Below are 25,385 nucleotides of genomic sequence, written 5' to 3'. Positions count from 1 at the left end.
CGCTCCCCCCCGCCACTGTGGATCGCCCGCGGTGGCCAGTCACGGTCTTTGGTCCGCCCTCACAGCTCGCTCTGGATGTCCAGGGCGTCCATGCTGTCGACGTCCTCGCTGATCTCCGTCACCGTCGCCACCTGTTGCTCGTTCGCGGCAGCGATGGCTTTGGCCTCCTCGGCGACCCGTTCGAAGTCCTCGGCGGTCTGGTCGACCATGCTGGCGATCTCCTCCGTCGAGGCGGCCTGGTCGTCGGTCGCGTCGGCGACCTCCTCGACGCCGTCGGAGACGTCTTCGACGACCGCCGCGATGCTCTTGAACGTCTCGCCGGAGCCACGGACTTTCTCTGCCCCCTCGACGACCACCTCGTTTGTCTCTTCCAGACTCTCGACCGTTTCGGCGGTGTTCGCTCTGACGGAGGCGACGATCTCCTCGATTTCCGAGGCCCGTTGCTGTGACTCCTCCGCGAGCGATTTCACTTCGTCGGCGACGACGGCGAAGCCGCTCCCGGCCTCGCCTGCGCGTGCCGCCTCGATGGAGGCGTTCAGCGCGAGCATGTTCGTCTGGTCGGCGATGTCGTTGATCACGTCGACCACTCGTCTATCTGTTGGATGCTCTCGTTGAGCTCCCGGATGTCGCTCGTGACCTCGTCGGCCGCCGCTTCGATCTCGGACATGATCTCGATCGTCTCTTCGGCCTCCGTTGCACCCTCCTCGGCTTCCGCTCGAGCCCGTGTGCTGATACTCTGGACTTCGTCGGCGGTCGCGGCGATCTCTTCGACGGTCGCGCTGAGCGAGGCGACCTCCTCCGAGACCTCCGTGACCGCTTCGAGCTGGGCCGTCGCCTGGTCGCTGATGTCCTGTGAGTTCTGTGCGACGTCCTCCGAGGAGGCTTTCAGCTCGTCGACAGCGCGTTTGATGCTCCCGGTCGCCCGCTTTCGGTCCGAGATATCGTGGAACGTCTCGCTGATCGCGACCACGTCGCCCGCCTCGTTCCGGATGGGCTTGACGACGAGCTCGGTGGGGATCACCCGCCCGTCGTAACTCTCCTTTTCGACCTCGGCGCGTATCTCGTCCGTGCCGCCGTCGACGATCTGTTTGAGCGTGCAGTTCCCGGTACCACAGACCTCCGGGTTGCAAAACTGGTCGTAGCACTTGATCGCCTCGCTCTCCTCGGCGTCGACCCCACCCAGTTCGGTCATCGCATCGTTTTCGACGACGACATTGAACTCGAGGTCCAGGATGCGCATCGCCGCCCCCGTCGATTCCATCACCGCACGGAGGTTGTCGGTGAGAACCGTCTCCAGTTCGTCCCCGGGGAGTTGTTCTCCCGCCTCGATGCGTTGTGAGAAGTCGGTTCCGGCCGTCGCACCACCTTCCATCGCCATAGTGGTGTATCTCGGCACAGTATTTCAAATTATACCCAATATTCTCACACAGTGAGAATCGAGCGCTACTCGACGCTCTCCCCGTCGCTGGCGTGTCTGTGCCAACACGGGAACCAGTCGGTTCGCTCCGACCGAACAATTACCCCCTAGACTGGCGTAGCCCCGGTATGAAGTTCGCAGTGTTCGGTGCCGGTGGTATCGGCGGCTATCTAGGTGCGAGACTCGCCGACGCTGGCCACGAGGTCCATCTGATTGCCCGTGGAGACCACCTCTCGGCCCTCCAGGCGGACGGGCTCAGACTCGAGAGCAGCTTCGGCGATACCACGGTGGACTGTCCGGCGACAGACGACTCCAGTGCGGTCGGCCCCTGTGACTACGTGCTCTTCTGCGTGAAGGCTCAGGACACCCGCGAGGCCGCGACGGAACTCGACCCATTGCTCGGCGACGACACTGCCGTGGTCTCCCTGCAGAACGGCGTCGACAACGAGCAGTGGCTCGCCGAGGCGATAGGCGAGGGCCACGTCGTCGGGGGCGTCGCCTACATCTTCTCGACGATTGCTTCGCCCGGCGTCGTCGAACACACCGGCGGTCCAGCCCGGTTCGTCTACGGCGAACTCGACGGGGAGCGAACCGACCGCATCGAGGCGCTGGACGCGGCATTCGGCGAGTGCGTTGGGGTCGACGCCGTCCTCGCTGACGACATTCACGTCGAACTCTGGCGGAAGTTCGCGTTCATCTGCGCCCAGTCCGGGATGACCGCCGCCACGCGCCTCCCGGTGGGGGCTATCCGCGAGGCGGACGCCTCGTGGACCATGTACCGCCGCATCGTCGAGGAGGTCTGTGCGGTCGCTCGCGCCGAGGGCATCGCCCTCCCCGACGACACCGTCGACGAGTGGCTGGACTTCGCCCGCGACCTGGACGCCGACTCCTCCTCGTCGCTGTACTACGACCTGACCCACGAGAAGCCCATGGAGCTCGAGGCGCTCAACGCGGCCGTGGTCGAACACGCCGCCGACGTCGACGTCGAGGTCCCGATGAACGAGGCCGTGACCGGCATCCTGGCACCGTGGGCGGAACGGTTCGCCGAGGGCTGACCGGTCGAAAAACTGGCGGCCCGTCGCTCCACTCAGGCCCTCGCTGCTCGCGGTTCCCTGTGGTCACCGCTCGCTATCCGAGGGCCGCTCCCGTCGGTCGCGCCCCTCGCTATTCCTCCACGGCTGGTTTCGCTCGCCGTTCCGGTACGAGGCCTCTCACTACGTTCGAGCCCTCGCTTACTGCGTCATTCCCAGCACGTCGTCGAAGAAGCCCAGCGAATCGTGGGGACCGGGATGGGCCTCGGGGTGGTACTGACGGGTGATGATGTTCAAGTCGTCGTTCTCCAGGCCCTCCGGCGTGTCGTCGTTGACGTTGACCTGCGTGACGTCGAGTTTGTCGCCGGGGTCGGCGACGGTGTAGCCGTGGTTCTGGGTCGTCATCACGACCTGGTTCGAGCGGAGGTCACGCACCGGCTGGTTGACGCCGCGGTGGCCGAACTCCATCTTCTCGGTCTGGCCGCCAAGGGCGTTTGCGACGACCTGCTGGCCGAGACAGATGCCCGCAAGCGGGACGTCGCCGACGTACGTCTCGACGAGTTCGCCGGCCGCCTCGAAGTTCTCGGGGTCGCCGGGGCCGTTCGAGACAAAGAGGAGGTCGGGGTCGATGGCCTCGACGTCGGACTCGGTGGCGTCGTAGGGCAGGACGTGGACGACGGCGTCGCGCTCGACCAGCGACTCGATGATGGACCCTTTCGCGCCGCAGTCGACCAGCGCGACGGTCGCGCCGTCGCCATCGGCGTTGTGGACCGTCGCGTCCGCGACGGAGACCTGCGACCCGATGTCGACGTGTTCGGACATGTGCTTGCACTGGCGCAGTTCCGCCAGCGCGTCTTCCTCGGTGACGTCGGGGCCGGCGGCGATGCCACACTTCATCGCCCCCTCGTCGCGGATCTCGGTGACGATGTCGCGCGTGTCGAGGTGGTCGACGGCGGGGACGCCCTCGCTCTCGAGCCACTCGGCCACGTCGTCGGTCATCTCGCGGGCGACGGCGCCACGCGGGTGCACGCGGTCGGACTCGAAGCGCTCCTCCCGGACGCCGTAGTTCCCGATGAGCGGATACGAGAACGTGAGAATCTGCTCCTCGTAGGAGGGGTCGGTCAGACTCTCCTCGTAGCCGGTATAGGCGGTCGTGAACACCACTTCGCCGCGAGCGGTCCCAGGGGCGCGGGCGCGGGCCTCGATGACGCGTTCGCCCTCCAGCGCTACGTATGCATCAGCCATTACGAGATGCGTATACAATGTCGCCTCATAAGGATTGCTTTCGAAGGTGAGTTACGATTTTCGTAATCCTCAAGTCGGGGGAGGGGTACTCTCCCATCTCGATGGACGACCTCGACAGCCAGATACTCTCGATACTCCGGCGGGACGCCCGAACCCCGTACACGGAGATCGCAGACCAGGTGGGTACCTCGGAAGGGACGGTCCGCAACCGCGTCGAGCGACTCGTCGACGAGGGCGTCATCGAACGCTTCACCGTCGCGACGAGCACCGGGAACGTCAAGGCGATGATCGAGGTCGGCGTCGACGTGGACGTCGACACGGCCGCCGTCACCGACCACATCGCCGAGTGGCCCGCCGTCGACTTCGTCTGGCAGGTCTCGGGCGAGCAGGACATCGTCGTGGTCGTCGACGCCGCCGACACCGGCGCGGTCAACGACCTCATCACGCAGGCCCGGGAGCTGGACGAGGTCGTGAGTACGAAGACGAGGCTAATTCTGGACGAGAGAGTTGGATGAACGATTGCGCGAGGTCGGACCGCGACCGCGAGTGACGAACGGCGACGCCCTGAGCGCCGAGATCGGCGTGTCCGTCTCTGTCCTCACCTGAGTTTCCAGAGCAGCGACCGGAGCTTGTAGGTCAGCGACCCCCGCTGGTAGCCGCGCCAGGCGCTCATCCCGCCACGGAGCGTCGCCGCGTCGTACCCGGTGTCCTCGAGCAGCGCCGTCGCCCGCTTCGCGACCACGCCCATCTTGCACACGACGACGACGTCCCGGTCGGTCGGGACCTCGTCCAGGCGATCGCGGAGCGACCCCTCGTCGCCACGCCGCAGGTCGCCGTAGACCGGGATGTTGTGACTCCCCTCGATTGCCCGCTCGCTGAACGACCCCGCCGGCCGGATGTCGAGCACGAACGGGTCCTCCGCCGCCGACGACTCGAGACGGGCCTCCAGCTCGTCTGGATGGACGAAACGCATCGTTCGAGTCTTGGCCCGAGGGCACAAAACAGCGACGTTTCGCGCGGTCACGGCCTCGGCACGGCGCCCGACATTCATGTACCAGGGGTCGGAAAGAGTGGTATGCAGGTTCCGGACCCGTTCTCGGGGAACCTCTCGTCGACCTACGCACAGCTGGTCGAGGACGGCGCGGAGTTCCTCATCGCCGCCGCCGTGCTCTATGCTGCCGGCCGACTCGTGTTCGTCCCGCTCGTTCGCTGGGGACTGGGACGGTCGAACGTCGACCGGACGCTCGAGAGCGCCCTCGTGAGCAGCTCGCATCTGCTGGTGGTCATCCTCACCGTCGTCGTCGCGGCGAGCGTCGCGGGGTTCCAGGGCACGCTCGCAGGGTCGACGCTCGTCGCCGCCGGCGTGACCATCGCGGTGGGCCTGGCCGCCCAGGACGTGCTCGGCAACTTCGTCTCCGGCGCGTTCATCGTCACCGACCCGGACGTCAACGTCGGCGACACCATCCAGTGGGACGGCAACCGGGGCGTCGTCGTCGACATCGACCTCCGGGTGACCCGGGTGCGAACGCCCGACAACGAACGCATCATCGTCCCGAACACCGACCTGGCGACGAGCGCAGTGATAAACGAGACGTCGACGGGCCCCATCGGTGTCTCCTACGAGTTCGGCGTGGGCTACGACACCGACCTGGACCAGCTGGAGGCCATCGTCAGGAACGTGGCCCGCGACCTGGATCACGTCGCCGAGAGTCCCGAACCCATCGTCGCGGTCGACGACCTCGCGGCGACGGCCGTCGTGGTCGTCGGCCGCGTCTGGGTGCCGAACAACCGCCGGAACCGGGTGCCGTCCGTCCGCTCGGCGTTCATCCGAAGCGTCCACGAGGCCTGTCGGGCGGAGGGCATCGACTTGAGCGAGACGAGCCAGCACGCCGTCGCGGGCGAGCTGGCGGTCCACGACCCGGATCCCGACCGGTCCGGGTGACTCAGTCGCCGTTCGTGAGGCCGTCCAGCAGGTGTGTCGCGCCGTGCTTGTCCAGCGGGTCGTTCGCATTGCCACAGTGTGGCGACTGCACGCAGGCCGGACACCCGTCGGCGCAGTCACACGACCGTAGCATCGACAGCGTCGTGTCCATCAGCCCGGCCACCTCCCGGTAGGCGGCGCGCGTCAGTCCGATACCGCCGGGGTACCCGTCGTAGATGAAGATGGTCGGCTCGCCGGTGTGGGGGTGTCGCGGCGTCGACAGGCCGCCGATGTCCCCGCGGTCACAGAGATACTCGAAGGGGAACATCGAGATCATCGCGTGCTCGGCGGCATGGATCGATCCGGGGAAGTCGCCTGCGCCACCGTCGGCGGCCGTCTCGGCCGTGCCGGCCCGCTCGTAGTCGCCGCGCCGGAGCGGCGCCTCGATGTCGCTCGGGACGGTGTAGTACAGCGCCTTCGTCTCGAGGCTCGTCTCGGGCAGGTCGAGCGGCCGCTGGCCCAGCACCTCGCCCGAGGAGCCGTCACGGCGCTCGTAGCCCGTTATCTGCTTGCGCATCGTGACCGAGGCAAAGCGCACGGGCACGTCCGCGCGGGCCGGCAGGGCGCGCTCGTCTACGTCCGTCTCGACGGTGATTGTCTTGTCGTGGAGCACGCGCGTGTAGTAGTCCGCCCATGTCCGGTCGAGTTCGGCGACGCCCGCCGACAGGTCGAGGTCTGTCACCTCGTACCGGCGGCCCTGGTGGTGGTAGACGGCCCCGGGGTGGGCGTCGCGCAGCGCGTCCTCGAAGGGCAGGCGCGCAACGACGTCACCGTTCGCGACGAGCTTCACCTCCCGGTCGTCGACGGTCCGCAGGTTCATGTCGTGGTGGGGCCGCCCGTTCGAGAGCCACCGGATCCCCCGGTCGGTGGTCCGGCGGTCGAGTTTCCCCGCCGACTCGAGGTCCGCGACCACGTCGGGGAACGTCTCGCCGAAGTGCCGGTCGTCGTCGGGCGAGAGCCAGTTCTCGCCGGCCGCGGCCAGCACGTGGTCCGGGAGCAACTGCTCGTTCTCGGGGTTGGTGACCGCTCGCTCGGCCCCCGTGGTGAACAGCGCGTCGGGGTTGCGCAGGACGTACTGGTCGAGCTGGTCTTCGCCGCCGACGAGGACGACGAGGGCGGGGTCTTCGCCCCGGCCCGCGCGGCCCGCCTGCTGGAAGGTCCGCATCCGCGTGCCGGGGTAGCCGTCGACGAGCACGGCGTCCAGGCCACCGACGTCGACGCCGAGTTCCAGCGCGCTGGTCGACCAGACGCCACGGAGGTCGCCCGACTGGAGCCGTGACTCGAGGTCCCGCCGGCGCTCGTCGGTGAGCGCGGCCTGGTACGCCCCACGCCGTCGGCCAGGTCGTGGTGGCCGCGGCTCCGGAGCTCGTCGGCGCTGTCGCTGGCGTAGCGCTCGGCGGTCTGGCGCGACCCGGCGAAGACGACCGTCTGGAGCCCGCGTGCCACGAGGTCGACGAACAGGTTCTTGGTCTCGACGTGGCTGGACTTCCGGCGGCCGCTGCCCCACCCCTCGCCACCCTCGTACTCCGGGGGGTTCCACAGCAGCCAGTGGCGCGGCCCGCTGGCGCTCGTGTCCTCGTCGACGAGCGCGAACGACGACTCGGGCTGGCCGGTGACGCCGGCGGCGTGCTCGACAGGGTTCCCGATGGTCGCCGAGCAACAGACCCACTCCGGGTCGGCGTCGAACCGTTCGGCCATGCGCTGGAGGCGGCGCATGACGAGCGCGACGTGGCTCCCGAAGATGCCCCGGTAGCCGTGGACCTCGTCGATGACTACGGTCTCTAACCGCTGAAAGAACCAGTCCCACAGGCGGTGGGCGTGGGGGAGGATGCCGTAGTGGAGCATGTCCGGCGTCGTCAGCAGGACGGTCGGCTGGCGCTCGCGGATGGCCTCCTTCTCGGACTTGGACTGTCGCCCGGTGTACTGGGCGACCGAGACGCCCGAGGCGAAGCCCAGCCCCTGCGCCAGGTCGGAGAGCGTCTCGGTCTGGTCGTTGATGAGCGCGACCTGCGGGGCGACGTAGAGGGCGGTCGCGCGCCGGTCGAGTGCCCGCTCGAAGGCCGGAATCGTGTACGCCAGGCTCTTCCCGCTGGCCGTCTCCGTCGCGAGGACGACGTTCTGCCCGTCTCGAACGGCCTCGACGGCGGCCGTCTGGTGGGCGTAGCACTCCGTGATGCCCTCGTCCTCGAGGACGCTCTCGAGTCGCGAGTCGAGGTCGACGTCGGCGAACCGGGCGTCGCGGCCGGGAACGGTCCGCTCGTCGACGATCTGGCCCTCGTAGTACGGTCGGGTCCGGAGCCACGCGATGGTGTCGTCCACGGGCGGGCTACGGGCAGGAACAGTATCGGTCTTGCCGTTTCTGGCCGTGGTGACAGGGCCTCGAGAGTCGTCACTCGAACAACCAGCCGGTCTCAGTCCGCAGCGTGACTGCTCGTCGCGGTCGCTCGGCCGGTCGTCACGTCCGTTCGCTTGGCTCTGGTGAATCGCTGTATAGCGCCGGTTTCGACCGTTAGAACTAGGAGTATGAAGCGGGAAACCGCCGATGATCCATGTCGAAGATCTCCCGCTTCACAAAGAAAGCGGTCCAGTTAGCTAAAAATGCTGTTGGTGAGCGAGGCGAAGTCGCCGCCCCCGAAGGGGGTGGCGGCTTCGCCGAGTATGCGGTGGTGTCGCTGCACTGTCTGCGGGTTTACCTGGAAAAATCCTACCGAGAGGCACTTGATTTGCTGAGCGAGATGCCACAAATACTCGGGGAGATCGGCCTCGACGCGGCCGATCTCCCCGACCATTCCACGCTAGTCAAGTGGTTTGACAGAATTAAGACAGCACTCTGGCGAGTGCTGCTGCGCCTGTCGGCGCAGCTGCACGACCCGAGCGGTCACGCCGCCATCGACGCGACGTTCTTCGACCGCGAAAACGCTAGCAAGCACTACTGCCGACGGACGAATTACCGCGTCCAGACGCTCAAAACAACTGCTCTCGTGGACACAGAAAGCCAAGCAATTCTGGACGTTCACTGTACGACCGAGAAACGTCACGACACACAGCTCGGCTGGCAGGTCGCCCGCCGCAATGCGGGCGACCTCGCCAGCCTCGCTGCCGACAAAGGCTATGACTGGATGGATTTACGCGAGAAACTCCGCGAAGAGGGCGTAAGACCGCTGATTAAACATCGAGAGTTCCGGCCCATCGATCACGCGCACAACGCGCGGATCGATGGGCCTCGATACCGCCAGAGAGCGATGTGTGAGACCGTTTTCTCGACGATCAAGCGCACGCTCGGCGACGCTGTGCGTGCGCGAAATTGGTACGGTGAATTTCGTGAACTCGTTTTGATGTGTGTCGTTCACAACATCAAGCAGTCTCTGAAACCGTGAAATCAAGCTACGTCTGGCGATTCACCACGGCCGTTCGCTTCATCTCCTCGCGGGCCTCGCGGAGCCGATGCTTGCTCTCCCCGAACGCCTCGAAACACTCGCCCAGCCGGTTCATGTTCTCGCTCATCTCGCCCATGAGCTCGGTCGTCTCGTTCATCGACGCGACGAGGTCCCGGGTGTTCTGCCGGTACTGGTCGAGGTCGAACGTGGCGTCGGTGGTGGACTGCTCGGACATACTCTGATGAATGACCTGCCCGTGTGTGGTGACTATACCTAACTTTGTTGGGCCTCGGTGGCCACTGGCCGTGTGACGATCTGGACCGGGGGACTTCTCGCCGTGCCCTTGCCGGGTGCCCTCACTGCTGGACTCTCGTGTCCTGCCCGGAGTCGCCGGACTGTGGCAGGTCGCGGATGGCTGCGGGCAGCGAGTCGACGTCCGTGACGGTCGTCCGGCGGGAGTCTATCGCCGGGACGCCCTCGCCCGCGACGGCCACGAGACGGCGGGCGGCCGCGACGACGGCCTGGTTCCCGTCGCCGACGTCGCCGGCGACGACGGTGGCCTCGGCCCCGCGTGCCAGTTCCCTCGCCCGGTCGCGCGAGCCCTGATCGATGCCGGCGAACGGCGGGACCGTGACCACCTCGCAGTCCAGTTCCCGCGCTCGCTCGGCGGCGGCGTCACCGGCCGGAACCACGCCGACGGACACCTCGAAGCCAGCGGCGACCAGTCGCGCGACGGCCGCCGCGGCCCCCCGCCCGGTCCCGACGACGTGGACCTCCGCCCCGGCCGGGTCGCGCTCGGCCAGCGGCGTGACCAGCGGTGCGTCGGTTCCCGGCTGCGTGGTCACGAGCGTCTCCGCGTCGAAGGCGTCGCCGAGCGTCTCCCTCGTGAGGACCGATGCGGGGTCGCCCGCGGCGCGGACGTTCCCGTCGGCGAGCAGGAGTAGTTCGTCGCAGTAGCGCGCGGCGAGGTTGAGGTCGTGGATGGCCGCCACGGCGGTCTTGCCGTCGGCCACGAGGGCACTGACGAGTTCGAGCGTCCGGACGGCGTGGTTGATGTCGAGGCTGGCCGTCGGTTCGTCGAGCACGAGCACCGGCGTCTCCTGGGCCAGCGCCCGCGCGAGCAGGACGCGCTGACGCTCGCCGCCCGAAAGCGAGGTGAACTGTCGGTCCGCGAATCGGGTCACGTCGGTCCGGTCCATGGCCGCCGCGACGGCCTCGCGGTCCGCCGGGCCGAGGCGCTCGAACCGGCCGAGGTGCGGCGTCCGCCCCATCTCGACGACCGTCTCGACGGTGAAGTCAAACGAGAGCGTCGTCGCCTGGGGCGTGCTCGCGACGAGGCGACTCACCGCCTTCGCCGACCGGTCGGGGAGCGGGTTGCCCGCGACGCGGACTCGCCCCTCGTCGGGCGTCAGCGTCGCCCGGAGCGCCCGCAGCGTCGTGGTCTTGCCGGCGCCGTTCGGGCCGACGAGGCCGACGAGCGTCCCCCGGTCGACGGTGAAGTCGACGTCCGAGAGGACCTGCACGTCGCCGAACGATACCGACAGGTTCCGGACGTCGAGCATCGGCGACTCGCCGGCAGTCATAGTTCGTGCACCTCCCGCTGGCGGAGGAGATAGAGGAAAAACGGCGCGCCGAGCGCGGCCGTGACGATGCCGACGGGCACCTCCGCGCTGCCAGACCGGGCGAGCGTGTCCGTCGCGACGAGGAAGGAGGCCCCGCGAGCGCCGCCGTCGGCAGCAGAATCCGGTGGTCGGGGCCGACGAGCAGGCGCATCACGTGCGGGACGATGAGGCCGACGAAGCCGATGATGCCGGCGACGGCGACGCCCGCGGCCGTGATGACCGCCGAGACGGCCAGCAGGACGCGCTTCGTCCGCTCGACCTCGATACCGAGGCCCTGTGCGTCCTCCTCGCCGAGCAACATCACGTTCAGGTCACGGGTGTAGGCCAGCAGGACGAGAAAGGGGACGGCGACCAGCAGGAGGCTGGTCGAGACGTCGAGCCACGTCGCGCTCTTGAGGTGTCCCATCAGCCAGAACAGCGCCCGGCGGATGCTCTCGCCGGCCTGGAGCAGGAGGAAGGAGACGACGGCCCCGAGGAACGTCTGGATGGCGACGCCGGCCAGCAGCAGGGTCGCGACCGGCGTCTCGCCGTTGCGCGTCGCGATGAGGTAGACCCCGAAGGCGGCGACGAGCGCCCCCGCGAAGGCCGCGCCGCGCAGGCCCAGACCGAACGGGACGGCGAAGGGGACGACGATGAACCCGACGGCCCCGACCGCCGCGCCCGAGGAGACGCCGATGATAGAGGGGTCGGCCATCGGGTTCCGGAAGATGCCCTGCATGATGGTCCCTGCCGCCGCCAGCGAGAACCCGACGACGGCACCCAGCAGGATGCGCGGCAGGCGGACCTGCACGACGATCTGCCGCTGGACGTCCTCGACGGGGTAGGCGAACGGTGACGTGGTGACAAGCCGGGGCACGCCGCCGGCGAGCTCGACGCCGGTCGGCAGGGCGAGTGCGTTGAGGAGTATCTTCCCGACGGTGGCCGGCGGAATCCAGACCGGCCCGATGCCCGCACTCACCGTGACGACGGCCGTGAGCAGCGCCACGAGGGCGGCCGTCCACGTGAGGAGCCGTCCGCTGCGTCGCATTATTGAAAACCCACTTGCAGTAGGTAAATATTTATTGTTACTCCGTTGCGGATAGAGTGATGAGACGGTACGCGACACTGCTGGTCGGATTGCTCCTCGTGACGTCGCTTGTCGGTGTCGCACCCGCCGCCGGCGGGCCGGCGGCGACGACGAGCGAGCACTGCACGTTCCCGGTGACGATGACCGACGCGACCGGGACCGAGATACCCATCGAGGAACGCCCCGAGCGCGTCGTGACGACGAACCCCTCGGCGGCCCAGACGATGTGGGAGATCGGCGGCCGCGAGCAGGTCGTCGGCCTCACCCAGTACGCCTCGTATCTCGACGGCTCCGAGAGCCGGACCAACGTCTCGGCCGGGTTCGGCGTCAGCGTCGAGACGGTCGTCGGCGCGGAACCGGACCTCGTCATCGCGCCCAACGCGAGCGCGGGCGACGTGGAACCGCTCCGCGAGGCCGGCCTGACGGTCTATCACCTCCGGGCCTCCGAGGACATCGCGGACGTCCGCGAGAAGACCGAGACCGTCGGGCGAATCACCGGTAACTGCCAGGGCGCGGCCGAGGCCAATGCCTGGATGGACGCGAACGTCGAGGCCATCCGCGAGCAGACCGCCGACGTCGAGGATCGTCCGACGGCACTCTACCCGCTCGGGGGCGGCTACGTCGTCGGCGGGGCGACGTTCATCGACGCACTGCTCCAGCTCGCGGGTGCGGACAACGTCGCCGCGCGGGACCACACGGGGTACCCGCAGCTGAGTGACGAAGTCCTCCTCACGCTTGACCCCGAGGTGCTCGTTCTGGCCGCCGGTGACGACTCGCTCGTCACCCAGGAACCGTACGCGAGCACCACCGCGGGCGAGACCAACAGCACCGTCGTCGTCGAGCGGCGCTGGCTCAACCAGCCGGCGCCACGGAGCGTCGTCTTCGCCGCGCACAACCTGACGCGCCAGCTCTACCCCGACCGGTACGACGAGGACAGTTACGTCGCCCGGTCGGACGTGACAGTCGCCACCGAGACGGAGACGGCGACACGGACGGACGAGCCGACACCGGCCTCGCCCGCCCTGACGACCGAGCCGTCGACGACAGACGGCGGGAGCGGGCCCGGATTCACGCCGCTGGCCGCGCTCGTCGCCGCCCTCGCGGCGTCGCTCCTGGCGCTGCGCCGCCGGTAGGCTCGGTCGCACTTCGAGGGCATCGTCCCGCTGAAGGCACTCCGGAGCGAACGACTGCCTACCGATGGAGAAACAGGCCATCCGCGAACGGGTCTGGGATGCGCTCGAAGCGTCGGGCGCGGCGCGGTTCCCGTTCCCGCCCCACGGGCGCATCCCCAACTTCGCCGGGGCCGACGCGGCGGCAACCCGACTCGCCGACACCGACGTCTGGAACGACGCCGAGAGTGTCAAGGCCAACCCCGACGCCCCACAACTCCCCGTCCGCCGGGCCGCGCTCCGGGCGGGCAAGACGGTCTACATGGCGGTCCCCAGACTCCGCGAGGCGGCGTGTTTCTACGAACTCGACCCTGAGCGACTGGACGACGTCGAGGCCGCACCGACCGTCTCGCACGTGGCCGACCACGCCCGGCAGGTCCGGCCCGAGGCCGTCGAGGGGGTCGACCTCGTCGTGTCGGGGTCGGTCGCCGTCACCGAGGACGGCGCTCGCGTCGGCAAGGGCGAGGGGTACAGCGACCTCGAGTTCGCCGTCCTCCGGGAACTGGACCTGGTCGACGCGGACACCACCGTCGCGACGACGGTCCACGAGCTGCAGGTGGTCGACGGCCCCGAGAGCGCGCTCGGGACGGCCGCCGTCGAGGTGCCCGTCGACGCCCACGACGTGCCGATGGACCTCGTGGTGACGCCCGACCGGACCGTCGAGACGGCGACGCCCTTCGACCGGCCGGCAGGCGTCGACTGGGCGGCGCTCTCCGAGGCGCGAATCGACGCGATGCCGGTGCTTGCCGACCGGGCGCCGGACTGACGTCGTTTCCCGCCGCTGCTCAGGACTCCAGCGCGGCCACGCAGTCCCGGATGAGGCCGTCGAAGTTCTCGGGCAGCGTCGGGTGGTAGGCCCGGTCGGGCAGGTCGCGCACGTCCAGGCCGTTCTCGACGACGATCTGGAGCATCTTCGCGAACGAGTCGGCGTGGTAGTGCAGGCCCTGCCAGCCCAGCACGGTGCCGTCCTCGGCGTCGACGACGAGCTTCGAGAGCCCCTCGGGGACGTCCTTGGACTTGAAGACGCCGTCGTCGCTGGCTTGCCGGGTCGCGGTGACCACGTCGTAGCCAGCCTCTTTCGCCGACGCCTCGGTGTGGCCCACCCGAGCGAACGGGTAGACGCCCAGCCCGGAGAAGATGACGTGGTGGTGGACGTTCTCGTAGGGCTGGGGGTCGGCGCCCGCTTCCTGGCGGAGGATGTTCGCGGCGGCGGTAAAGCCCTGCTCCTTGGCGACGTGGAGGATGGGCTCTCGCCCGTTGACGTCGCCGACGGCGTAGACGTGGTCGGCGTCTTCGGTCTGCATCGTGTCGCGCACCCAGTCGCCCGCGGCCGAAATCGAGGTGTTTTCCAGCCCGAGGCCCTCGACCGTGGGCCGGCGGCCGGTGAAACAGAACAGCTGGTCGGCCTCGTAGGTGGCCTCGCCGCCATCGCCGGACTCCGTCCGGCTGTCCGAGGAACTCCGTTCCTCGCTATCTTCGAACTCGACGTGGAGTCGAACGCCGCCGTCGTCGGTGGGTTCCAGTTCGCACTCGTAGCAGTTCGTCGGAATCTCGACGTCCCAGTTGTCCTCGTAGATGCGGCGAGCCTCGTCGCCGAAGGCCGGGTCGGCCTCGTCGATGGGGCGCTCGTCGTGCTCGATGACGGTCAGTTCCATCCCGCCGGCCTCCGCGAGGTAGGGGACCATCTCCATCCCGATGTAGCCAAAGCCCATCACGATACCCGAGTCGGGGAACTCGGTGGCGTCTAATACGTCGGCGCTGGTCATGAAGTCGACCTCGTCGATGCCCGGCGTGTCCGGGACGTTCACCGACGACCCGGTGGCGACGACGACGTAGTCGGCCTCGAACTCCTCGCCGCCGGCCCGGACGGTGTGGTCGTCGACGAACGTCGCGGTGTCGTGGACGAAGGTGACGTCGTCGCGCTCGGCCATCTCGTGGATGGAGTCCCGGCGGTGGCCGGCCCACCCGAGCGTGTGGTCGTCTTTCTGTTCGACCACCGCCTCCAGGTCGACGTCAGGCGGGTCGCCCGTCAGGCGGTGGTCGTGCCGGGCCTGGAACCGGTGGGCGGCCGCCGAGAGGACTTCCTTCGACGGCATGCACCCCTCGAGGATGCAGAGGCCGCCGCCCGGGTCGCCGTTGTCGATGAGCGTGAGTTCGATTCCGTCTTCCTCGACGAGGTCACCGGCGACGGCAGCGCCCGCGCTCCCGTAGGCCCCGATGATGACGACGTGGGTCATATCCGGGGCAAAGTGGTGCGCCGGGATAAAGCCTTCAGTGCGCGTGTGACTGTCCGACACGAGCGAGGAGCGGTCGTCTCAGTCGTCGTTGCTCTCGGTGGGTCGGGGCGGCTGCGGACGGCCGACGTCGAACAGCGACCCGACCAGCCCGCGTCGGCGGAGGATGCGGTCGCGGACCACCAGCACCGACGGGAGCACAAGCAGCGACGTGAGGAACGCGTAGGCCACCGACATCGCGGTGAGGATGCCGAACTGGCCGATGGCGGGGAACACCGCCAGCGCGAGCACGCCGATGCCGAAGACGGTGGTGAGCATGCTGCCCAGCAGCGCGCCGCCGGTCCCCCGGACGGTCCGGTCGAGCGCCGTCACCAGGTCGTTGTCGTGCATCTCGTCGGCGAACCGGTGGGTGACGTGGACGGAGTAGTCGACGCCCAGCCCGATGGTGATGGCGAGCATCGTCGCCGTCAGCGCGTTGAACGGAATCTCGAGCAGGCGCATCGTCCCCGCCAGCAGCGCGACGGTGACGATGACGGGCACGACGTTGGCGATGCCCAGCGAGGGCTGGTCCTCGAGCACCCAGTAGATGAACACCAGGAACAGCGAGGCGCCGGCCAGCGCGATGGCCAGCGACTGGATGGCCGACTCGAAGATGACGTCGGAGACGGCCTGGAAGACGACGATGGAGCCGGTCGCGGTCGCCTCGTAGCGGAAGTCCTCGGCCACCTCGCGGGTGTCTTCGGTCACCTCGGCGTCGGTCGCGTCTGACTCGACGGTGTAGACGACCCGTGCGCTCCGGAAGTCCTCGGTGATGTAGTTGAGCGCCTGGTCACGGGCCGGCGAGTCCAGCAGGTATGCGTATATCTCCCCGAGGTCGTCGTCGGGGACGCCGTTGTCGTTGCGGTCGTTGGCCTCGACGAGGGCGCGGAACTCGGGGTCGCGTTCGGCGTGGTCCTGGATGACCGTGACGATGGATGTCGAGGACGCGCGCCCGTCCTCGCGGACGAACGAGTCGGGCGGGTCGTCGCCCGCGCGATACATCTGTTCCAGGGCGTAGTCTTTCTTCATCGGCCCCTCGACGTAGACGGTGGCCTGACTGCTCTGGGTCGTCGCGAACTTCTCCTCGAGGAAGTTCAGGTTCTCCGTGACGCTGTACTCGCTTGGCCGGAACGGCTCGGGGAGCGAATCGATGAACTCGGGGTTCTCCTCGGGCGGGAGGAAGTCCTCCTGGGAGAACGACGTCGAGACGCCGGTCGCGTAGGCGCTCGCGCCGGCCGAGACGACCAGAATCACGAGCAGGAAGATGACGGGCGCCCGCTCGGCGATGACGACCCCGCCCCGGAGGACGCCGCCGAGCGCCGAGGACTCGCTTGAGCCCAGCGCCGATTGGCTGAAGGTCGGGATGGGGTACCGCTCGCGCAGGCGGTCCAGCTCGACCTTCGCGGCCGGGAGGAAGACCCCGAAGATGAGGAAGGTGAAGATGATACCGACGGCGGCCACGTACCCGAAGTCCTGGATGGGTGGCAGGTCGCTGGTGACGTTCGCCAGGAAGCCGATGACCGTCGTGCCGGTGACGATGAAGAACGCGACCAGCAGCTGGTCGGTCGTGATGCGCATCGACTCCACGATGTCGGTCCCCTCCTCGCGTTCCTCGCGGTAGCGGTTGACCGCGTGGATGCCGAAGTCGATGCCCACCGCGAGCAACAGGGGCGGGACGGCGATGAGCATCTGCGAGAAGGCGATACCGGCCAGACCCATGAACCCGAACGTCCACACGATGGCCATGAAGAGCGCGAGCAGGCCCAGCGCCATGTCCGCGAGGTCACGATAGGCAAGCGAGAGGAAGACGAGGATAAAGAGGACCGCCGCGGGCACCGTCAGGATGAGCGAGTCGCCGACGACGTTCGAGAACTCCTGGGCGATGATGCCCGAGCCGAACACCCGGATGGTCCCCTGGTCGACGGAGGACACCGTGAACTCGGCCTGGCGCTGGATGCTGGTCAGCGGACTCGAGCCGCCCTGGCCGGACCCAGAGGAGATGCCGGCGGGGATCTCGTGGGTCACCAGGCCGATGGTCGCGGACGCCGACGCCGACCCGCGGTTGAAGTCGTTGCTCACGAGCGACCCGAACCGCGGGTTCGTCTCGGCTGCCTCGCGGACCGCGACGTCTATCTCGCGCTCCGTCGCGGACTCGACGGCGCGAATCTGTGCCTCGGTGGTCGTCGCCGACGGGTCGAGTTGCTGGGCGACGATGGCCGCCGCGCTCGACGTTGAGGTCACCCGGAGGTCCTGGTGTTGCTCCAGCCGGTATTGGGTCTCCAGCATCCGCAGGATGGCGTCCTTCGAGAGAACGTTGTTCCCCTCCTGGATGAGCTGGGTGGCGCCCGTATCCGGCGAGAAAGCCGGCGAGAACTCAGTGTTGACCCGCTCGAGGGCCTCCTCGGCCGGGAGGCCGGTGGTGAACTGTTCGGTCCCGGCCTCGGTCGAGACGCTCCCGAGGCCCACGCCGAACAGCACCGTCACGACGAGGAAGGCCAGGATGACCTTCCGGGAGTCGTGGACGATGCGGTCGTCCGCCCAGTCGATGTACCGCTGGTAGTCCATCTATCTGAACCTGACGTAGCCGCCGATGGCCACCACGGCGACCAGTCCGACGACCGCGATGGTCCCGAGCGGGAGGCCCCCGCCACCGCCGCGTTCGGTCACCTCGATGGGCACGCGGTAGGTGTCGGAGATGGGGGTGTCACCGTCCGGTTCCTCGTACTGGAAGTCCAGCGAGACGGGGTAGGACTTGGCCATCGCGCTGCCGCTGGCGCTGATGCCAAACCGGATGGTCGCGGATTCGCCGGGGTCGAGCGACGGGATGAACGCCTCGTCGTCGGAGACCGAGATGGGCGAGTCGGCGAACAGCTTCGCCGAGATGTCGGTCAGCCGTTCGTCCCGGTCGTTGGTGACGGTCAGTTCGATGGTCGTCGACTGCCCGGCCTGGACGCTCGTGTTGCCGGTATCGACGGTGAACTCGTCGGTGCTGGGGTCGACGGTCGCGCGGACCTCGATGGTGTCGCCGCGCTCTCGCTCGCCGTCGGGGGCGCGGTAGGACGCGCTGAAGTCGAACTGTCGCGGCCCGGCGTCCGCGCTGTCCGAGACGTCGACGCCGAACTCGACCGGCGCGGACTCGCCGGGCGCGAGGTCACCGACGGCGTACTGGGTCTCCTGTGGCGAGAGGTTGCTGTGGTCGCTCTCCCAGTGGAGGACGACGTTCCGGACGGGGCGGTCGCCGGTGTTGATCAGCGTGCCGCGGATGCGCCCGTCGGTGCCGGCCCGGAGGGAGGCGTCGACGTCGCCGAGTTCGAACGCCTGTTCGGGCTCGGGCCGCAGGCCGAGCGGTATCGGGTCGCTGGCGGCCGAGTCACCCTCGGGGTCCTGGTAGCCGACGGTCGCCGAGAGGGCGTAGACCGTCTCCCTGGCGTCGGCGCTGACGTTGGCCTCGACGCGGACCGTCCGCTCTTCGCCGGGTTCCCAGGTCCCGATGAACTGGTTGGCCGAGGACGCCCGGCCGAATGTGACGTCACTGCTCTCGGAGACGATGTTCACGGTGGCGAGGTTGGCCACGACCGGCCCCTCGTTGCGGATCGTCACCGCGTAGGTGCCACTGGACCCGATGGGCGCGTCGCTCTCGATGTCCGTGACGGTGAACTCCTGGGCGCGGGCGACGGTGATGCCGACGGACGACTCGGGCGAGGTCTGGCGGGCCCCATCCTCGTCGTCGAACTCGACGGCGAGGCCGAACTCGTAGGCGTCAGGTTCGGCGTTTGTGGCCGCGCCGACGCGGTAGCGGAAGGTGCGCTGCTCGCCGGCGTCCCAGGACTCGACGAAGCGGGACCCGGCCTCGGCGCCGCCGACGGTGATATCCTGACTGCGCGAGGTCAGCGTCACCGACGCATCACTCGCGGCCTCTTTCCCGGTGTTCTCGACGGTCACGGCGACCGCACCGGTCGAATCGACGCGGGCGTTGGACTCGACGTCCACGACGTCGAACGTCGCCTGCTCGGAGACTTTCAGAGTGACGTCGATGGTCCTGCTGACCGACGATTCGTCGCGTGCCCCGTCGGTCTCGGATATGAAGTTCGTGTACTCATACTCGAGTCGGACCGGAATCTGGTACTTCCCCGGCTTGGCGTCCTCGTCGACCGAGATGTCGAAAGGCACCTCCGTGGTCCCCTCGGGGAACGTGCCCACGGCCTGCTTGTTCGTCTGGACCGTGATGGGCGCGCCGCCGGTGTTCATGCTGACCGTCAGCCCGCGTGCGGTCGTCACCTCGTTAGTGAGCTTGTCGTTCGTCGACCCGGATTTGACGGTCCCGCTGTTGACGAGGACGACGTCGAGCGTCGTCTCCTCGCCCGGTGCGACGGTGTTGTCGACCAGGGTCGCATCGATGTCGGGACTCCCGGTGACGGCCCAGCGCCGTCCCGGAGAGGACGACCAGGGCGGCCATGCCCACCGTGAGTACGAGCGACCTGGTCTTCATGCACCCACCCCGTCCGTCGGTGTGACTTTCGGCGGTACGGCACTCCCACACGGGGCGGTCCAGGGCGACCACTCCGACACTCCTCGTCGGTTGCGAGGCTCGAACAACCGTTCAACCATTTCTATCGAACGAACGTTCGGTTCAAGTATCAACGTTGTGGTTCGACCCGATTGCGGGGTCCGACCGAAAAGATATATCTGTGGCCGAACGAATATTCGGTCGGGATGAGTGAAGGGTTACCGTTCGCGGGCGAACCGGCCGATTCTCACGAGGCAATCATGCGAGCGACGTTCTGTGCCCTCCAGGAGCACGGTTACGCGGGCCTGTCCATCCAGCGCATCGCCGACCAGGCCGACCTCAGCAAGTCGACGTTCTACCACCACTTCGAGGACAAGGAGGACCTCCTGCTCTCGTTCGTGGAGTTCATGCTCGCCGAGTTCGACCGCGTCTTCCAGCTCGAGTCGACCGGCGACCCGGCCGAGGACCTGCGGACGTATCTCGCCTTGATCACCGGCGACCACCCGGCCATCGCCGGCCGTCCCGAGGAAGACGAGGTGCTCTCGACGTACCTCGAACTGCGCGCACAGGCGATCCGGAACCCCGAGTTCCGGGCGAAGTTCACCGAGATGGACGAGGGATTTGCCGCCCAGCTGTCCGACCTGCTGGCGGACGGTATCGAGGCCGGCGTCTTCGCCGACGTCGACCCGGACCAGACCGCCAGGTTCCTGCTGACGATGGCCGAAGGGAGCATCTTCAAGAACGCGACCCGGACCGACGACCCCCTCCCGTCGCTCCAGGAGTCGATAGACAGGTACGTCGAACGCGAGATTCTCGCCGACCGGGCGGCGTAGTCCGGCGGTATCGGAGTCAGGACGTGCTGCCGTAGCCACGACCGAGGAGCAGACCGGCCACGTTGAGGACGACGACACCGAGGAGGACCAGCAGCGACTGCGCGTCGAGGCCGCCAAATAACAGCAGGGGATACGCGAGCGGGGACAGCACACCAACCCAGAAGCCGACGAACCGCAGGGGGCGGAGCGCGAGCGACTGGACGAGCGAGCGGACGGGGGCGTTCTCGTTGGGGACCGATTCGGCGGGCGATTCGAAGGGCGTGACGATAGACATAGGTATCCTCCTCGCCACACACTATGCCACCTACCCCGATATAAACCGCAGACCGTTACGGATAATTCGCATCGTTCGGGACGTTTTGCGGCGGGTCAGGCGGTTCATTCCCTCGTTTCACGGTCCGCTAAAACGTTTTTTTTAGATGGCTTTTTTTTACGTTTTATTCTTCTTTCTCAGGCAGTATAGCGGAACTCGACTCCGGTCCGGACCTGCCCCCCGCGGGGCTCGCCGTCGGCCAGGGCCGTCGTCGCCGACTCGACGAGCACCGCGTCACGGTGGGCGCGCTGTCGCTCATCGGCGTGATACTGACCGTCGACGGCGTGGCCGTACTCCAGTTAGGGAGCACCCACGGCTCAGTTAGGGTGGCGGTCGATCTCCTTGAACGCGGCGTCGACGTCACGAAACTCCGACAGCGTCTCGTCCATCTCCGTTTTCAGCGCCTCGGCGCGCGCTTTCAGCGACGCGATGTCCTCGTTTTCGTCCAGCGACTGGGCCGTCTTCTCGGCCTCCAGGAGGGTGAGTTTCGAGGTGACCTCGAGGTATTCGGCCATCCGGTCGTCGTACCGGCGGGCGGCCAGCTGCTGGTCGATGGCGGCCACCAGGTCGTCCTTGTCGATGGGCTTGCAGAGGTAATCGTCGAACGGCATATCGAGGATGTCGAAGTCCGGGTCGACGGCCGTAATCATGATGACGCGCGTATCGAGGTTCCGCTCGCGAATCTCGGCGAGCACCTCGTCGCCCGAGACGTCGGGCATCCGCCGGTCCAGCAGGATGACGTCGACGTCCTCGCCGACCTTCTCTAGGGCCTCGGCCCCACCGTAAGCCGTCTCCGTCTGGTACTCGTTGCGGAGGCGCAGTGCGTAGACGTCGGCGACGTCCTTCTCGTCGTCGGCGACGAGTACCGTCGCGTCACTTGCTGACTCTGACACGGGTGGGTCTACTGTCACCGACGTATATAATATTTCGGCGCCAGGGATCCGGATCAGACAGGCTGGCGGGGTCTGGACCCGCCACGCCCGGAGCGTAACGGAACTTTAAAGATTGCGTCAGGGTGAATTCTGACCTACGAATGCTCGCGCTACCGCTCCAGGTCATCGACAGCTTCTTGCTGCAATACACTATCGGTGATATCCTCCTGTTCGGGTTCGTAGTCGGCGCTATCGGCATCCTGCCGACGCGCTCGCTCCGGATGCTCGGGCTCCACACCATCGCAATCGGGGTCATTCTGCTGCTGACGCCGGCGTCGGCGATGGAACCGAACGCCGGGAGCGTCCTCGCGTCCTCGTTCCAGTACAAACTCTTTGGCCTCGTGTTGCTGGTCATCGCCCCGGTGCTGTACGCCGTCGGCCGACGCTAACCCAGTTTGTTCAGTGCGGTGAAGAAGTCGAGCGGCGGGCCGGCCAGCCGGACCGGTTCGCTCCCGCGCGCGAGCGTCACGCGCTCCGGCGGCGTTATCTCTTCTCTGATGCGGCCGTCGCTCACTACCACGGCACGCGGTGCGTCGTGTACGGCGACGGTCACGTCGCTGTCGGTGCCGACGACCAGGGGCGGCATCGGCTCCTCGCCGGCCATCTCCGTCACGACGAGGCCGGCGACGTCCGGGTGGACGAGCGGGCCGCCCTCGCTGAGGTTGTAGGCGGTCGACCCCGTCGGCGTCGCGACCAGCACGCCGTCGGCGTGACCGCGGTTGTACCGGGACCCGTCGACGGTGATCTCGAACGTCGCGCCGCCGCCGCTGCCGCGGTGGCCGGCCTGGACCACCACCTCGTTGAGGGCGGGGGACAGCTCCCAGTCCGAGCCGCGGGCACGCAGGCGCGGCACGGCCCGGGTCCGCGCGCTCCCGGTCTTCTGGATGTGCTCGACCTCCGCGACGACCGTCTCGACGGCCTCCTCCGGGGCGATGGCGTTCAGGAACCCGACCTCCCCGAGGTTCACGCCCATGATGGGCGTCGACCCGGCGCCGCGGGCCGCAAAGAGGAAGGTGCCGTCGCCGCCGATGCTGACCACCAGGTCACATCCGTCCATCGCTTCGACGGGGGCGGTCGACGCCCTCGACCCGGCCCACTCCTCGTGGTCGCGGAGGGCCGCCCCGGTCGTCTCGTCGACGACGACTGACGCGGACGCTTCCTCGAGGCGCGTTACCAGCGTGACGGCCAGCGACACCGCCCTGTCGTTGTCGCGCTGGGCGACGATACCGACGCTCATTACGTCACCGTTCCGCCCGACCGGTTATAAACCCTCTACGACGGGCTTATGGTGGTCCGCACGTGAACTCGTTTCCATGGGTCGCTGGCGTGGCCGGAGGTCGGGCGGATGAGCGACGGGAGCTCCGACGACGACTGGTTCGAACGGGCGTTCAGAGACGAGGAGGCCGACTCGGAGGCGGAATCGTCGACCGACGACGACGGACCGTTTGCGGATTCGACCGACGACACCGACGCCGGATCTGACCAATCTGACAGCCCCTTCGAGAGCGGCGACGGGGACAGCCCCTTCGACGACGCCGGGACTGACCAATCTGACAGTCCCTTCGAGAGCAACGACGGGGACAGTCCCTTCGAGAGCAACGACGGGGACAGTCCCTTCGACGACGCCGAGTCTGACCAGTCCGACAGCCCCTTCGAGAGCGGCGACGGGGACAGTCCCTTCGGCGACAGTGGCAGCGAGAACCCGTTCGACAACGAAGACGGGGAGAACCCGTTCGCCGACACCGGCGGCGACAGCTCGTTCGACGACGGCGGCGACGGCGGCGATGGCAGCCTGTTCGACGACGACTTCGCGAGCGAGTTCGGGATGGCCGGCGGAGGCGACGAGGAGTTCCAGGACGAGGACTTCGACTCGGACATCCCCCGCATCGACATCGGCATCGAGGGGCTCGACGGGATGATCCAGGGCGGGATCCCGAAGCGCCACCTCGTCGTCGCCATCGGGTCGGCCGGGACGGGCAAGACGACGTTCGGCCTGCAGTTTCTCCACCACGGCCTGGAAGTCGGCGACACCTGCATCTTCATCACGCTTGAGCAGTCCTACCGGAGCATCATGGACACCGCCGACGACCGGGGGTGGGGATTCCGCGAGTACGAGGACGAGGACAGACTGGCGGTCATCGACCTCGACCCGGTGGAGATGGCAAACAGCCTCGACAACATCCGTAACGAACTGCCCGACCTCATCGAGGACTTCGACGCCGACCGGCTGGTGCTGGACTCGGTATCCCTGCTCGAGATGATGTACGACCAGCCGGCCAAACGCCGGACCGAGGTGTTCGACTTCACCCGCTCGCTGAAGGAGGCGGGCGTCACGACGATGCTCACCTCCGAGGCCAGCGAGGACAACCCCTACGCCTCCAGACACGGCATCATCGAGTACCTGACCGACGCCGTGTTCGTCCTCCAGTACGTGCGCGGGTCGACCCAGGAGACCCGCCTGGCAGTCGAGATTCAGAAGATACGGAACGCCAACCACTCCCGGGAGACCAAGCCCTACGAGATAACGCGGGACGGCATCTCAGTCTATCAGCAGGCCAACATCTTCTGAGGTCGACGTGGCCGTTTCGTCAACACTTATCTGATTACCCGAACAGGCGTTCGTATGGTTCTGCTAGTCCCCTTCGACGGGTCGTCCCTCTCGAAAGCGGCACTGGAACGCGCCGCGGAGTTCAGCGAGTACCGCGGGGAGGAAGTCGTCGTGCTGAGCGTCATCCCCGACTCGGTGGAACTCGCACTCGAGCGGGACTGGCTCGACCCCGAGGAGACCTTCGACATCGACAAGATAGCCGAGAAGCTCGAAGGGCAGGCCGCCGAGATCGCCCCGAAGGCTCGCTTTCGCGCCGAGATTCCGGAGAACGTCAGCTCGATGGCGTCGAACACGACCGACGTGGTCCGGACCATCCGGACCGTCGCCAACGAGGAGGACGCCTCCATCATCTTCATCGGCAGCGAGAACGCCGGGCGCGTCTCGACGCCGGTGACCAGCGTCGGCGCACCGGTCTCCGAGGACCCGCAGTACGACGTCCACATCATCCGGCACGCCTAGGCCTACCTGATGACGGTCACCGGAACGGTCGCGCGCCGGACGACGAGTTCCGCGACGCTGCCCAGCAGGATGCGCGAGACGCCGGACCGGCCGTGGCTCCCCATCACGATCTGATCGACGTCGTGGTCGGCGGCGTAGTCGACGATGGTCTGGGTCGGCCGGCCGACCTCGAGGACGCGCTCGACGTCCGTGACGCCGGCCTCGGAGGCGTCCTCCTCGAACTCGTCGAACAGCGCTTCGGCGCTTTCCTTCTGGTCCTCGTACCACTCCTCGGAGAAGGAGGGGACGGACGCCTGGGCACTGTACCCGGCCTCGGCGGGGTTGATGACGTGCAACAGGACGACCGTCGACTCGGGGAACTCTTCTAGGACGTACGCCAGGGCGTCGGCCGCCTGTTCCGACCCGTCGACTGGTACGAGTATCCGTTTGCTCATGGTACGAGTGGACACCCCGTCGGGCTTGAATGTTCGCCTCGAGTCCGGTGCCGGCGTCCCTTCCCGCTCGACCCGCCGTGGTCGGCGCGACGCCAGTCGCCCTGTCATGTCCGGAAAT

The 25,385-nt window shown here is 67.6% G+C and carries 22 protein-coding genes and 4 pseudogenes; 10 read left to right on the top strand and 16 right to left on the bottom strand.

Going from position 1 to position 25,385, the window contains the following annotated elements; translation table 11 throughout:
• Positions 1–59 precede the first annotated feature (59 nt).
• A pseudogene (locus P1N55_RS07255) lies at positions 60–584 on the bottom strand (methyl-accepting chemotaxis protein); the annotation flags it as partial.
• Positions 575–1,240 (bottom strand): PAS domain S-box protein, encoded by a 666-nt coding sequence (locus P1N55_RS07250; protein ID WP_455429088.1) that lies wholly within the window; start codon positions 1,238–1,240, stop codon positions 575–577. The pseudogene P1N55_RS07255 and the gene P1N55_RS07250, both read right to left, overlap by 10 nt.
• 305 nt (positions 1,241–1,545) lie before the next feature.
• Between P1N55_RS07250 and P1N55_RS07245 the strand changes: the two genes are divergently transcribed.
• The gene (locus P1N55_RS07245; RefSeq protein ID WP_276278258.1) at positions 1,546–2,472 is read left to right on the top strand and encodes a 2-dehydropantoate 2-reductase; all 927 of its coding nucleotides are present in this window, start codon (positions 1,546–1,548) and stop codon (positions 2,470–2,472) included.
• Positions 2,473–2,649: 177 nt separating this feature from the next.
• On the opposite strand, the gene carA is transcribed toward P1N55_RS07245, so the two are convergent.
• Positions 2,650–3,693, bottom strand: a complete 1,044-nt coding sequence (carA, locus tag P1N55_RS07240; RefSeq protein WP_276278257.1) for a glutamine-hydrolyzing carbamoyl-phosphate synthase small subunit — start codon at positions 3,691–3,693, stop codon at positions 2,650–2,652.
• Between the two features lie 101 nt (positions 3,694–3,794).
• Here carA and P1N55_RS07235 point away from each other — a divergent pair, with 101 nt between their 5' ends.
• A complete protein-coding gene (locus tag P1N55_RS07235; protein ID WP_276278256.1) occupies positions 3,795–4,208 on the top strand; it encodes an Lrp/AsnC family transcriptional regulator in 414 nt (137 codons plus the stop codon).
• 83 nt (positions 4,209–4,291) lie between these two features.
• Here the strand turns inward: P1N55_RS07235 and P1N55_RS07230 are convergent, their stop codons facing one another.
• Positions 4,292–4,666 (bottom strand): rhodanese-like domain-containing protein, encoded by a 375-nt coding sequence (locus P1N55_RS07230; RefSeq protein WP_276278255.1) that lies wholly within the window; start codon positions 4,664–4,666, stop codon positions 4,292–4,294.
• A gap of 102 nt (positions 4,667–4,768) precedes the next feature.
• Here P1N55_RS07230 and P1N55_RS07225 point away from each other — a divergent pair, with 102 nt between their 5' ends.
• Positions 4,769–5,635, top strand: coding sequence for a mechanosensitive ion channel family protein (locus tag P1N55_RS07225; RefSeq protein ID WP_276278254.1), 867 nt, complete (start codon positions 4,769–4,771; stop codon positions 5,633–5,635).
• A 1-nt stretch (position 5,636) separates the two neighbouring features.
• Here the strand turns inward: P1N55_RS07225 and P1N55_RS07220 are convergent, their stop codons facing one another.
• The gene (locus P1N55_RS07220; RefSeq protein WP_407067192.1) at positions 5,637–7,181 is read right to left on the bottom strand and encodes a DEAD/DEAH box helicase; all 1,545 of its coding nucleotides are present in this window, start codon (positions 7,179–7,181) and stop codon (positions 5,637–5,639) included.
• A 185-nt stretch (positions 7,182–7,366) separates the two neighbouring features.
• Positions 7,367–7,993 (bottom strand): annotated as a pseudogene (locus P1N55_RS19910) (DEAD/DEAH box helicase); the annotation flags it as partial.
• Between the two features lie 230 nt (positions 7,994–8,223).
• On the opposite strand from P1N55_RS19910, the gene P1N55_RS07215 reads away from it, so the two are divergent.
• Positions 8,224–9,051, top strand: a complete 828-nt coding sequence (locus P1N55_RS07215) for an IS5 family transposase (protein WP_276276370.1) — start codon at positions 8,224–8,226, stop codon at positions 9,049–9,051.
• A 7-nt stretch (positions 9,052–9,058) separates the two neighbouring features.
• Here P1N55_RS07215 and P1N55_RS07210 read toward each other — a convergent pair whose 3' ends face one another.
• From P1N55_RS07210 to btuC, 3 genes and pseudogenes are all read right to left on the bottom strand, one after another.
• On the bottom strand, positions 9,059–9,286 hold the full coding sequence (locus tag P1N55_RS07210; RefSeq protein ID WP_276278253.1) for a hypothetical protein: 228 nt from the start codon (positions 9,284–9,286) through the stop codon (positions 9,059–9,061).
• A gap of 121 nt (positions 9,287–9,407) precedes the next feature.
• Positions 9,408–10,613, bottom strand: a complete 1,206-nt coding sequence (locus P1N55_RS07205) for a heme ABC transporter ATP-binding protein (RefSeq protein WP_276278691.1) — start codon at positions 10,611–10,613, stop codon at positions 9,408–9,410.
• Positions 10,614–10,630: 17 nt separating this feature from the next.
• A pseudogene (btuC, locus tag P1N55_RS07200) lies at positions 10,631–11,700 on the bottom strand (vitamin B12 ABC transporter permease BtuC).
• Between the two features lie 59 nt (positions 11,701–11,759).
• Between btuC and P1N55_RS07195 the strand changes: the two are divergent.
• Both P1N55_RS07195 and P1N55_RS07190 read left to right on the top strand, forming a co-directional pair.
• The gene (locus P1N55_RS07195; protein WP_276278252.1) at positions 11,760–12,872 is read left to right on the top strand and encodes a PGF-CTERM-anchored ABC transporter substrate-binding protein; all 1,113 of its coding nucleotides are present in this window, start codon (positions 11,760–11,762) and stop codon (positions 12,870–12,872) included.
• 64 nt (positions 12,873–12,936) lie between these two features.
• Positions 12,937–13,674, top strand: coding sequence for a 5-formyltetrahydrofolate cyclo-ligase (locus P1N55_RS07190; RefSeq protein ID WP_276278251.1), 738 nt, complete (start codon positions 12,937–12,939; stop codon positions 13,672–13,674).
• A gap of 19 nt (positions 13,675–13,693) precedes the next feature.
• Here P1N55_RS07190 and P1N55_RS07185 read toward each other — a convergent pair whose 3' ends face one another.
• From P1N55_RS07185 to P1N55_RS07175, 3 genes and pseudogenes are all read right to left on the bottom strand, one after another.
• Positions 13,694–15,145, bottom strand: coding sequence for a dihydrolipoyl dehydrogenase family protein (locus tag P1N55_RS07185; RefSeq protein WP_276278250.1), 1,452 nt, complete (start codon positions 15,143–15,145; stop codon positions 13,694–13,696).
• A 78-nt stretch (positions 15,146–15,223) separates the two neighbouring features.
• Positions 15,224–17,746 (bottom strand): efflux RND transporter permease subunit, encoded by a 2,523-nt coding sequence (locus P1N55_RS07180; RefSeq protein ID WP_276278249.1) that lies wholly within the window; start codon positions 17,744–17,746, stop codon positions 15,224–15,226.
• Positions 17,747–19,670 (bottom strand): annotated as a pseudogene (locus tag P1N55_RS07175) (COG1361 S-layer family protein). It lies immediately after the preceding gene.
• Positions 19,671–19,894: 224 nt separating this feature from the next.
• On the opposite strand from P1N55_RS07175, the gene P1N55_RS07170 reads away from it, so the two are divergent.
• Positions 19,895–20,521, top strand: a complete 627-nt coding sequence (locus P1N55_RS07170) for a TetR/AcrR family transcriptional regulator (RefSeq protein ID WP_276278247.1) — start codon at positions 19,895–19,897, stop codon at positions 20,519–20,521.
• A gap of 16 nt (positions 20,522–20,537) precedes the next feature.
• Here the strand turns inward: P1N55_RS07170 and P1N55_RS07165 are convergent, their stop codons facing one another.
• Both P1N55_RS07165 and P1N55_RS07160 read right to left on the bottom strand, forming a co-directional pair.
• Entirely contained in the window at positions 20,538–20,795 is a 258-nt protein-coding gene (locus P1N55_RS07165) for a hypothetical protein (protein WP_276278246.1), read from the bottom strand.
• A gap of 356 nt (positions 20,796–21,151) precedes the next feature.
• On the bottom strand, positions 21,152–21,727 hold the full coding sequence (locus P1N55_RS07160; RefSeq protein WP_276278245.1) for a response regulator: 576 nt from the start codon (positions 21,725–21,727) through the stop codon (positions 21,152–21,154).
• 140 nt (positions 21,728–21,867) lie between these two features.
• Between P1N55_RS07160 and P1N55_RS07155 the strand changes: the two genes are divergently transcribed.
• Positions 21,868–22,155 (top strand): hypothetical protein, encoded by a 288-nt coding sequence (locus tag P1N55_RS07155; RefSeq protein WP_276278244.1) that lies wholly within the window; start codon positions 21,868–21,870, stop codon positions 22,153–22,155.
• On the opposite strand, the gene P1N55_RS07150 is transcribed toward P1N55_RS07155, so the two are convergent.
• Positions 22,152–23,003, bottom strand: coding sequence for an NAD(+)/NADH kinase (locus P1N55_RS07150; RefSeq protein WP_276278243.1), 852 nt, complete (start codon positions 23,001–23,003; stop codon positions 22,152–22,154). The two genes, P1N55_RS07155 and P1N55_RS07150, sit on opposite strands and share 4 nt — an antisense overlap.
• Positions 23,004–23,111: 108 nt before the next feature.
• Between P1N55_RS07150 and P1N55_RS07145 the strand changes: the two genes are divergently transcribed.
• Positions 23,112–24,335 (top strand): KaiC domain-containing protein, encoded by a 1,224-nt coding sequence (locus P1N55_RS07145; RefSeq protein ID WP_276278242.1) that lies wholly within the window; start codon positions 23,112–23,114, stop codon positions 24,333–24,335.
• Positions 24,336–24,389: 54 nt separating this feature from the next.
• Entirely contained in the window at positions 24,390–24,833 is a 444-nt protein-coding gene (locus P1N55_RS07140; RefSeq protein WP_276278241.1) for a universal stress protein, read from the top strand.
• A gap of 2 nt (positions 24,834–24,835) precedes the next feature.
• Here P1N55_RS07140 and P1N55_RS07135 read toward each other — a convergent pair whose 3' ends face one another.
• Positions 24,836–25,267, bottom strand: a complete 432-nt coding sequence (locus P1N55_RS07135) for a universal stress protein (protein ID WP_276278240.1) — start codon at positions 25,265–25,267, stop codon at positions 24,836–24,838.
• Positions 25,268–25,385 lie beyond the last annotated feature (118 nt).

The organism is Haloarcula regularis, assembly GCF_029338315.1.
In the GTDB taxonomy this organism is placed as follows: domain Archaea; phylum Halobacteriota; class Halobacteria; order Halobacteriales; family Haloarculaceae; genus Haloarcula; species Haloarcula regularis.
Note: the sequence above shows the minus strand (reverse complement) of the source record. Positions and strands in the feature narration are given on the sequence as shown.

Bases quoted from the DNA above. Each gene is read 5' to 3' on its own strand.
- P1N55_RS07225 (WP_276278254.1), top strand. From the start codon at position 4,769: ATGCAGGTTCCGGACCCGTTCTCGGGGAACCTCTCGTCGACCTACGCA.
- P1N55_RS07190 (WP_276278251.1), top strand. From the start codon at position 12,937: ATGGAGAAACAGGCCATCCGCGAACGGGTCTGGGATGCGCTCGAAGCG.
- carA (WP_276278257.1), bottom strand. From the start codon at position 3,693: ATGGCTGATGCATACGTAGCGCTGGAGGGCGAACGCGTCATCGAGGCC.
- P1N55_RS07155 (WP_276278244.1), top strand. From the start codon at position 21,868: ATGCTCGCGCTACCGCTCCAGGTCATCGACAGCTTCTTGCTGCAATAC.
- P1N55_RS07245 (WP_276278258.1), top strand. From the start codon at position 1,546: ATGAAGTTCGCAGTGTTCGGTGCCGGTGGTATCGGCGGCTATCTAGGT.
- P1N55_RS07170 (WP_276278247.1), top strand. From the start codon at position 19,895: ATGAGTGAAGGGTTACCGTTCGCGGGCGAACCGGCCGATTCTCACGAG.
- P1N55_RS07140 (WP_276278241.1), top strand. From the start codon at position 24,390: ATGGTTCTGCTAGTCCCCTTCGACGGGTCGTCCCTCTCGAAAGCGGCA.
- P1N55_RS07250 (WP_455429088.1), bottom strand. From the start codon at position 1,240: ATGCGCATCCTGGACCTCGAGTTCAATGTCGTCGTCGAAAACGATGCG.
- P1N55_RS07230 (WP_276278255.1), bottom strand. From the start codon at position 4,666: ATGCGTTTCGTCCATCCAGACGAGCTGGAGGCCCGTCTCGAGTCGTCG.
- P1N55_RS07215 (WP_276276370.1), top strand. From the start codon at position 8,224: ATGTCGAAGATCTCCCGCTTCACAAAGAAAGCGGTCCAGTTAGCTAAA.
- P1N55_RS07180 (WP_276278249.1), bottom strand. From the start codon at position 17,746: ATGGACTACCAGCGGTACATCGACTGGGCGGACGACCGCATCGTCCAC.
- P1N55_RS07195 (WP_276278252.1), top strand. From the start codon at position 11,760: ATGAGACGGTACGCGACACTGCTGGTCGGATTGCTCCTCGTGACGTCG.
- P1N55_RS07145 (WP_276278242.1), top strand. From the start codon at position 23,112: ATGAGCGACGGGAGCTCCGACGACGACTGGTTCGAACGGGCGTTCAGA.
- P1N55_RS07210 (WP_276278253.1), bottom strand. From the start codon at position 9,286: ATGTCCGAGCAGTCCACCACCGACGCCACGTTCGACCTCGACCAGTAC.
- P1N55_RS07150 (WP_276278243.1), bottom strand. From the start codon at position 23,003: ATGAGCGTCGGTATCGTCGCCCAGCGCGACAACGACAGGGCGGTGTCG.
- P1N55_RS07135 (WP_276278240.1), bottom strand. From the start codon at position 25,267: ATGAGCAAACGGATACTCGTACCAGTCGACGGGTCGGAACAGGCGGCC.
- P1N55_RS07185 (WP_276278250.1), bottom strand. From the start codon at position 15,145: ATGACCCACGTCGTCATCATCGGGGCCTACGGGAGCGCGGGCGCTGCC.
- P1N55_RS07165 (WP_276278246.1), bottom strand. From the start codon at position 20,795: ATGTCTATCGTCACGCCCTTCGAATCGCCCGCCGAATCGGTCCCCAAC.
- P1N55_RS07235 (WP_276278256.1), top strand. From the start codon at position 3,795: ATGGACGACCTCGACAGCCAGATACTCTCGATACTCCGGCGGGACGCC.
- P1N55_RS07205 (WP_276278691.1), bottom strand. From the start codon at position 10,613: ATGCTCGACGTCCGGAACCTGTCGGTATCGTTCGGCGACGTGCAGGTC.